The organism is Lactobacillus delbrueckii subsp. delbrueckii DSM 20074 = JCM 1012, assembly GCF_001433875.1.
Taxonomy (GTDB): domain Bacteria; phylum Bacillota; class Bacilli; order Lactobacillales; family Lactobacillaceae; genus Lactobacillus; species Lactobacillus delbrueckii.
Genome location: NZ_AZCR01000004.1, coordinates 43,534 through 51,139 on the forward strand (window position 1 = coordinate 43,534; position 7,606 = coordinate 51,139).

A 7,606-nucleotide genomic window follows, 5' to 3' on the forward strand; every position below is an offset into this window, starting at 1 on the left:
TGATGAAGATGCGTCATAAGCCAGCACTGCTTTTACTGCCGGCAATCCTTCTGGCAGTAGGGTCCACGGCTGTCCAGGCGGCAGAATTCACGCCGCAGGAACAGGCAGAGGTGCTCCGTTTTCAAAGAGAATACCAGGCCTTGAGCAAGACCGTCTACACCCAGCAGAATATCTATGCCAGCAAGCCTTCCTTGAAGAAGAAGTTCAAGGCGGGCAGCTTAAAGTCTAGCTACATCAACGAGCAAGTCGCCTACATCAACTACTACCGTGACCTCTTCGGCTTAACTGCCGTCAAGACAACAAGCCATGGCAACAAGAATGCCCAGACGACGGCCGCCGTCATGGCCGCCATTAATGCCAACCCGTTCGTCAACCAGCACGGGCTGCCAAATGAGAAGCGGCCACGCTACATTTCCAAGAAGAACTGGCTTTTGGCCCAGGACGTTTCCAACTCGGCCAACCTCAACTTCAATGCCAGCCCGCAGACGGCTGGGGACGTCGTGACCGACCTCTTGACCGACCGCTATAATCTGTCGGGTTCTGACACCGGCCACCGGGCCTGGCTGCTTTCCACCCGCTTAAGCAAGATTTCAGTCGGGGCAGCTTACGGGACCAACGGCTACCGCTACTCAGTCAACCAGGTCTTGAATGTGGGCGACAGCGCAAGAACTGCCAGCCGGGAAATGGTAGCCTATCCAAATGCCGGGGTCTTCCCCCTGGAGCTTTTAAATGGACAAAACATCGCCTGGTCTTTATACTTTTCAAACAAGGTCGTGACCTCAACCCCAAAGATCACCGTTACTGACGATGACACCGGCAAGACGGTCACCGCCAGCCAAGTGGCCAACTACAGCGAGTACGGCTTTGGCAACTTCCAGACCGTGATCACCTACTACCCAAGCAAGCTGCAGCTGACAGCCGGCCACAAGTACACGGTCAGAGCCGGTACCCTGGCCACTTACAGCTTCAAGCTCTTCAAGCAGAGCAGCAGCCAGACTTATTCAAGCAAGGTCTCCTCTTCCAGCACCCAGAGCAAGAACATGGTCAGCCAGAAGGACCTGCAAAACAAGGGCCTGGCCAAGTACCTCTACAAGGTCGGCAAGAACATCTCCACCGTCAAGAGTAAGAAGATCACCAATGCCAAGGCAGTCAAGAAGACCAGCAAGACAAAGAAAACTAGTAAGAAGACTAGTAAGAAATCTAGCAAGAAGTCTAGTAAAAAGTCCGCGAAAAAGTCTAGTAAGAAGTCTAGAAAAAAATCTAGTAAGAAAGCTGCCAAAAAGTCTAATAAGAAATCTAGCAAGAAAAAGTAAACAAGTAAAAGTATGAGTTAAAGCAAAACAGACAACCATGCACCAACACGACGAGTTAAATTGTATCAGCCACGTGCCGTTTTTTAAGAACCTCCCCCTGGAACTGCGCCAGGACTTAGTTCACATTTCGACCCACCAGCAGTTTTTTAAAAAAGGGAGCTTGATCCACGCCCCGGGCGACGGCCGCCTATCAGTCATGTACCTGGACTCAGGCCGGGCCAAGATCTACAGCCTCACCCCCGACGGCCATGAGCAGGTCCTCAGCTTGATACAGGAAGGCGACATCAACGGGGCGGAAAACCTCTTTGACACGGAAAACGATGACCTCTTCATCGAAGCCCTAGAAGACAGCACGGCCTGCTCCATCAACTATTCCGACTTCCAGGACCTTCTGCTCAAGTCCCCGGAGCTTTCCCTGCACCTCTTAAATGAATTTGGCAAGCGCCTGGTCAGCGCGCAAAAGAACGCCATGCGCCGCAACAGCCTGGAAGCTGCCCCCCGCCTCTACGCCAGCTTGAAAGACTACGCTGACGAAGCCGGCTCCGCCACCTTCACCCTTCCCTTGAAGAAGAAGGACCTGGCCAGCCTGCTGGGCATCACCCCTGAAACTCTCAGCCGGGAGTTCTCCAAATTAAAAAAGGATGGCTACATCGCCGCCAAAGGCAAGCAGATCACCATCCTTAAATAGCAAACTAAAAAGGCAAAGCCCAACGGCTTTGCCTTTTTGCTATCTTGAAGTCGCCTGCCATGGAATGGCACTGACCACGTATAAAATAACGCCGGCGATCACGAAGTCCAGGAAGACCCCGCTGGCGATTTCCAGCCAGTAGCCCAGGTCCGCCACGGTAATCACCGAAGTGTCCATAAAGATCGGCACCATGGCCAAGAGCCCGTAAACCAGGATGAACCAAAAAGCGGTCCACATCAGCCCGGCTGTCATGTCGTGAACCACTGCCCGCTTGGTGTGACTGGCAAAAGCCTCCCGCAAAATCGAGACTACGGCCACCAGACAGAGCAGGATCACCAGCAGGTTGACGATCCGGATGATCGTGATCAAGTTGGCCTCTAACATGACCGTGGCCAGGTCAAAGGCATTGCTGACGATGTAGACTGAAGAATCGCTCTGCTTCTTCAGCTTCTTGCGGATAGCGGTCACCTGGTCGGTATCCGTCTGCTCCTTCTTCAAGATCACGTCCTTGATGTCTTTAGCCAGGTCCAGATTGCTGGTATGGATAAAGTGCCAGCCATACTTGTAGTCGATGATCAAGTCGGCAACTTCCCTGGCCTGGTCATCAGAGATCAAGTTCTTTTCATCGCTGGACCCGTTGACGATTGTGGCCAGGCGGTTGAAGTGGCTGTTGACCTGCTGGCTGATCACGACCGTGTTGCTGTCGGTCTTGATGGTCTCCTTCATAAAAGCAGGATTCAGGAAAGTTCCCGTGGCCAGCAGCAAGCTGAGCAATAAGAAAGCTATAAAGGCCAAGGGACGCTTGTATTCTAACGCGTTGTCCACGATTTCATAGTTGTTCCTTCGTCTGTGCGTTCCGGAACTTTCTGCCATGCGCTTGCTCCTAACTGTAAATTACCTTGCCTTCGTCAAACATGGTGTCGATCGCGTGATGGACCTCACCGATGTTGCTGTCGTCAATGATCCCGTGACCTTCTTCCAATACGGCGTCGATTTCCGCAGGATCCGCGTGCAAAAAGCCGTACATCAGGGAACTGGTTGAGTAGTCCGCCATTTGTTCGGCGTTAAGACCGTGCTTTTCCCGGTCACGATACAAACGCCCAACCCCCGTAATGATAAAGGCAATCCCGGTCCGGATTTCCTGGTAGTTGCTGTATTCGGAAAAAGCATTGTGGGACTTCATCCATTCGTCCAGCATCCGGCTCCAGTTGTCCAAAGAAGTCTGGTCAGTAAAGGCCTCCGTAATTACCCGGTCCAGGCCCTTGTCCGTCATCCCCAAAGTCGCGATCGTGTAGATTAAAGCGTCCACCCGGGTGAAGGGGTTCTTCTTTGGCGCGTGATAGTTTATTTCTACCTGGTCCCACATAGTATTGAACAGGTTTCTGACAATGTCAGTCATCAGTCTTGCCTTGTGGGGGTAGTAAGACTGTAGCAGAGACTTGGAAATTCCTGAGTTCTCCGCGATCATCTGCAAGGAAACATGGTCAAAGCCATTGGCTCTGATCAAACGGAAGGTGTTGTCCAAGATCTCCCGCCGTCTCTGCATGTTCTTTCTTCTTGCCATCGATCATCTCATCCTCTCTATAAAAGTTAATAAAATTATAGCAAGATTTCCTTGCCTAATTACAGCAATAACATTCGCTTTTACCCAAATCTGTTATTTTTCTTGTTTTATTAAGTCACGTTCCCAAAAACAAAATAAATAAAAACAGGAGACCGCTAGCGGTCTCCCGGTTTATCGCGCCTTAGTCTTTGGTGAAGCGGTTTTGTTCATCAAAAATATCGTGAATTGAACGATCGTTGTAAATATGGTCAATCCCCTTGGCCAACAAGCGGTCAACTGAGATCCGGACCATCCGGTCAGGATACTTTTCATGCTTGATGGTATCCGTAACCACAATTTGTTCCAACGGCAAGCCATTCACGATCTTGATCGCGTCTTGTGAAAGCAAGGCGTGAGTAGCAGCCGCGTAAACCTTGGTCGCGCCGGCAGCGAAGACTGACCGGGTTGATGAAGCCAGGCGGGTGCCAGTGTCGATCAAGTCGTCAACGATAATGCACTTCTTGCCCTTAACGTCACCGATCATGTCGTGGACGCTGTCATCGTAGCGGGCCCCGCGCTGGTCAACGATGGCGATCGGTGCGTTGAAGTGCTGGCCGAAGACCCGGGCCAACTTGGTCCCGCTGTGGTCTGGTGAAACAACGACCACGTCGTCGTCATCCTTAACCGCGATCCCGTTGTCCAGGAAGTATTGGGCCAAAAGCGGCATCGCGTGCAGGTGGTCAACCGGCACGTTGTAGAAGCCCTGGATTTGGGAAGCGTGCAAGTCGATGGTCAATACCCGGTCGATCCCAGTCAGCTGGAGCAGGTTGGCAATCAGCTTGGCCGTGATTGGTTCCCGGGACCGGGTCTTGGTGTCGGAACGAGAGTAGGCCAGGTACGGGATCACGCAGTTGACCGTGTGGGCTGAAGCCCGGTGGAGGGCATCCAGGACAATTTCCAGTTCCATGAAGTTTTCATTGACCGGATCTTGAATTGACTGGATGACGAAGACGTCACAGCCTCGGACGCTTTCTGCGATGTTGACCTGGATTTCACCGTCGCTGAAGTGGTGAACCGTCGTTTCGATCAAAGGAACGCCCAGCGTGCTGGCTACCTTTTCGTTCAATTGCGGATTGCCGCCGAGCCCGATCACCTTCATCGGGTTGAGCAACTTATGAATTTCTTCTTTTGTAATTGATGTCATCATGAACCCCTTAGAAACACTCTCATTAACAGAATCTATTGCATCTACAGTAACATTATAGCAAAGGTTCGGCTTTGATCGGCCCTTTTCTCATTATTCCTTGCAAAAATCTTTGATCAAGTCTAAAATCTTCAAGCTGTTTACCACGTAGGAATCGTGGGTCTGCCGCGGCATCAAGGCCAGGCGGCCATTTGGAATCAAACTGCTGTACCAGCGGACATGTTCGACTTTGACCCAGTCATTTTCCCCGACCACGCAGAGAACGGGAATCTGGATCTGCTCCAGGCTTTCCGGCTCCATGTAGGATTCGGTAAGTTCCAACCGGCTGTCGCGGTCAAAGCGGAGAAAGCGCCGGACCCCTTCAGTCAAGTAGTGGTACTTGTGGATCCCCCGGCCGTCGATGAAGACCCCGGCCACGACCGCCTTGCCCAGGATATCGGGCTGCTGGCTGGCCAGCATCAGGGTCACCAGACCGCCGGAGTCATAGCCAAAGACGTAAGGCTGCTCCAGGCCCAGCTCCTTGATGAAGACAGCTAGGTCTTCCACTTCAGTCTGGTAGTGCTCAGCCCCGTCGCCGCCGCTTAAGCCGTGCCCCCGCATGTCCAGGGTATAGACCGTGTAATACAGTGACAAAGGCGCGATCACCTTGCTGTACATTCCGCCGTCCAAGTGGTGGCCGTGCAGCAGGATGAGGGGCTGGCCCTGACCGAGCTTTTGGTAGTAAAGATCGACTCCATTAACTTTGATGATCATCTTTGATCCTTTCCCTTACATAACTGCCTTGGTATTCCTGGGTTTGCGGCCGCTTGCTGAGAGCTTTCTGCCGCAAGTGAGAAAAAATGCTCTTGTAAATCGAAATATTGGCCCCCACGATGCTCCAGAAGTGGTCCCAGCTGACCGTGTGCACCGCGCTGTCGGTTCTTTGCCAGTAGTGGTAGAGCGGCACGGAGCTGTAGTAGCAGCCTTCCGTCTGCATCAGATAGTCAATATTGAAAACCTGGTCTTCCATCAAGTCCAGGTCCTCGTTAAAACGCAGGTGCAAGCAGCGGACCAGCTGGGTCTTGTAGCACTTGTTCCAAGTATAGCCCTTAACCGGCGAATGGGCACTGCCCAAGACCTTTAACACGGCCTCAAACCGGGTCAATTCCCCCTCAACCGGTTTAGTAATCGGCACGGACGGCTTCCCTGCCTGGTCGACATAATAGCCGCAGGTTACCATGTCATCGTCCGGGTGGCGGTCAAAAGCCTTGATAAAGTAGTCCGTGTAGTCTGGCTCAACCCAGTCGTCTCCATCGTGAAAAATAAAATACGGCGTGTCAACCATCTCCAGGCCTAAGTTCCGGGCAGCGGCCACCCCTTCATTGGCCTTACTGACCAGGTCGAAGGCTTGGAAGCGGTCCTGGTAGCTGGCCGCGATTTCCGCGGTTGAGTCAGTCGAGCCGTCGTCAATGACCAGCAGCTTGAACTGCTGGTTCTTCTGCTCAAGCAAATAGTCCAAGGCTCTGGCCAGATATTTCTCTTGGTTGTAAACAGTCATGATGACCGTCAGCTTCAAGTCGGTATTCGCTCGCAAAGCCGCATCCCCCCTCTCCAAATCTATCCTTTTCATTATATCATCTTCGCCAGTAATCTGCCGCCAGCCGGGGCCTGCTTAAATTTTTGCTAAGGGAGATACCCCCAAAACAAACTCTAGTATAATTATAGGCGGAGCATGAAAACAGAAAGCAAGGAGACTTATCAAAATGAACACGAAAATCAAGAAAATCATTACGGCCTGCGCCCTCTTCCTGGGCCTGGGCTTGACGGCTGGCGGGGTCTCTGCCGCCGAAGACACCACCCCGGTTATTACCCTGGGGACCTCATTAACTGCCAGCCAGAAGCAAGGCACCCTGGACGTTTTAAAGAGGGCCCTCAGCGACTCCAGCAGCTACAACACCTTGACAGTAACGGGCAGCGACCTGGTTACCTACCTGAACCCGTCCGGCAGCTCCTTTACCTCTTCTTCCGGGGTCTGGTCCAGTGCTGCCATTGAAAAAACCAGCTCCGGCAGCGGGATCAACGTCCGCATCCTCAACTACAACGGGCAAAACAACATCACTACCATCACCGCCAACCAGTACCGAAACGCGGCGGTAACGGCCGGGATCACTGACGCCAACATCTACGTCACTTCCGCTATCCCGATCGATGGTTCCGGCGCTCTGGCCGGGATCTACAAGGCCTACGCCAAGAGCGGGGAGAAGCTGAACCAGAAGCAGATCACCGCGGCCCAGGACGAATTGAACACCTTAAGCGGGATCACCAAGGAAAACAAGGGCAAGGAGGGCTACTCTGACGCCCAGCTCAATAATGCCGTAGCCGGGGCCAAGAAGGAAATGGCCCAAAAAGGCTCAAACATCACCAAGAACCAGATCATCACGATCGTCAACAACCAGATCGAAAACAACAATCTGACCAACGTGATCACCAACGAACAGAAGCAGCAGATCGTCAACATCCTGGTTGAGATCCGGGACTCCGGCGCCCTCAACTCCTCTTCTTTCAAGCAGCAGGCCAGCCAGGCCATGAGCGCCATCCAGAAGAGCGCCAAGGGGATCTTTGCCAAGCTGAACACCAGCGAAAACCGCAACGCCCTGCAGAAGCTCTGGGACGCCATCGTCAACTTCTTTACTAGCCTCTTCTCCAGTTTTAGCAAGTAATGAAGCAATTGAAGCTGGACGATATCTGAAAAATCAAATATTCATGCAAAAAGCCCGCGCCAAGCGCGGGCTTTTTATTGTTAATTTCCCAGGATTTTACAACTCAATGTCTAAGAAGTCTACTATTACGGCCTTTTTCGAAGTTTAAGATAATACTTT

At 52.3% G+C, this 7,606-nt stretch carries 8 protein-coding genes; 3 read left to right on the top strand and 5 right to left on the bottom strand.

Translation table 11 applies throughout. The features are described 5' to 3' along the window. Positions 1-2 precede the first annotated feature (2 nt). Both FD23_RS01625 and FD23_RS01630 read left to right on the top strand, forming a co-directional pair. Positions 3-1,313, top strand: a complete 1,311-nt coding sequence (locus FD23_RS01625; RefSeq protein ID WP_025895428.1) for a CAP domain-containing protein — start codon at positions 3-5, stop codon at positions 1,311-1,313. 37 nt (positions 1,314-1,350) lie between these two features. Further along, complete coding sequence (locus FD23_RS01630; RefSeq protein WP_025895427.1) at positions 1,351-2,001, top strand: Crp/Fnr family transcriptional regulator; 651 nt, start codon at positions 1,351-1,353, stop codon at positions 1,999-2,001. 39 nt (positions 2,002-2,040) lie between these two features. On the opposite strand, the gene FD23_RS01635 is transcribed toward FD23_RS01630, so the two are convergent. The 5 genes from FD23_RS01635 to FD23_RS01655 form a co-directional block, all read right to left on the bottom strand. Further along, positions 2,041-2,874, bottom strand: a complete 834-nt coding sequence (locus FD23_RS01635) for a hypothetical protein (RefSeq protein ID WP_025895426.1) — start codon at positions 2,872-2,874, stop codon at positions 2,041-2,043. A gap of 10 nt (positions 2,875-2,884) precedes the next feature. Beyond that, the gene (locus tag FD23_RS01640) at positions 2,885-3,565 is read right to left on the bottom strand and encodes a TetR/AcrR family transcriptional regulator (protein ID WP_013438970.1); all 681 of its coding nucleotides are present in this window, start codon (positions 3,563-3,565) and stop codon (positions 2,885-2,887) included. A gap of 181 nt (positions 3,566-3,746) precedes the next feature. Continuing rightward, positions 3,747-4,748: a ribose-phosphate diphosphokinase gene (locus tag FD23_RS01645; protein ID WP_174269723.1), complete on the bottom strand. Its 1,002-nt coding sequence runs from the start codon at positions 4,746-4,748 to the stop codon at positions 3,747-3,749. Between the two features lie 93 nt (positions 4,749-4,841). Further along, positions 4,842-5,501, bottom strand: a complete 660-nt coding sequence (locus FD23_RS01650; RefSeq protein ID WP_025895424.1) for an alpha/beta fold hydrolase — start codon at positions 5,499-5,501, stop codon at positions 4,842-4,844. Next, complete coding sequence (locus FD23_RS01655; RefSeq protein ID WP_044880481.1) at positions 5,485-6,357, bottom strand: glycosyltransferase family 2 protein; 873 nt, start codon at positions 6,355-6,357, stop codon at positions 5,485-5,487. The genes FD23_RS01650 and FD23_RS01655 overlap by 17 nt, the downstream gene beginning before the upstream one ends. Before the next feature lie 133 nt (positions 6,358-6,490). Here FD23_RS01655 and FD23_RS01660 point away from each other — a divergent pair, with 133 nt between their 5' ends. Then, positions 6,491-7,447 (top strand): DUF1002 domain-containing protein, encoded by a 957-nt coding sequence (locus FD23_RS01660; protein WP_025895422.1) that lies wholly within the window; start codon positions 6,491-6,493, stop codon positions 7,445-7,447. Positions 7,448-7,606 lie beyond the last annotated feature (159 nt).

Bases quoted from the DNA above. Each gene is read 5' to 3' on its own strand.
- FD23_RS01625 (WP_025895428.1), top strand. From the start codon at position 3: ATGAAGATGCGTCATAAGCCAGCACTGCTTTTACTGCCGGCAATCCTT.
- FD23_RS01640 (WP_013438970.1), bottom strand. From the start codon at position 3,565: ATGGCAAGAAGAAAGAACATGCAGAGACGGCGGGAGATCTTGGACAAC.
- FD23_RS01655 (WP_044880481.1), bottom strand. From the start codon at position 6,357: ATGAAAAGGATAGATTTGGAGAGGGGGGATGCGGCTTTGCGAGCGAAT.
- FD23_RS01650 (WP_025895424.1), bottom strand. From the start codon at position 5,501: ATGATCATCAAAGTTAATGGAGTCGATCTTTACTACCAAAAGCTCGGT.
- FD23_RS01660 (WP_025895422.1), top strand. From the start codon at position 6,491: ATGAACACGAAAATCAAGAAAATCATTACGGCCTGCGCCCTCTTCCTG.
- FD23_RS01635 (WP_025895426.1), bottom strand. From the start codon at position 2,874: ATGGCAGAAAGTTCCGGAACGCACAGACGAAGGAACAACTATGAAATC.
- FD23_RS01645 (WP_174269723.1), bottom strand. From the start codon at position 4,748: ATGACATCAATTACAAAAGAAGAAATTCATAAGTTGCTCAACCCGATG.
- FD23_RS01630 (WP_025895427.1), top strand. From the start codon at position 1,351: ATGCACCAACACGACGAGTTAAATTGTATCAGCCACGTGCCGTTTTTT.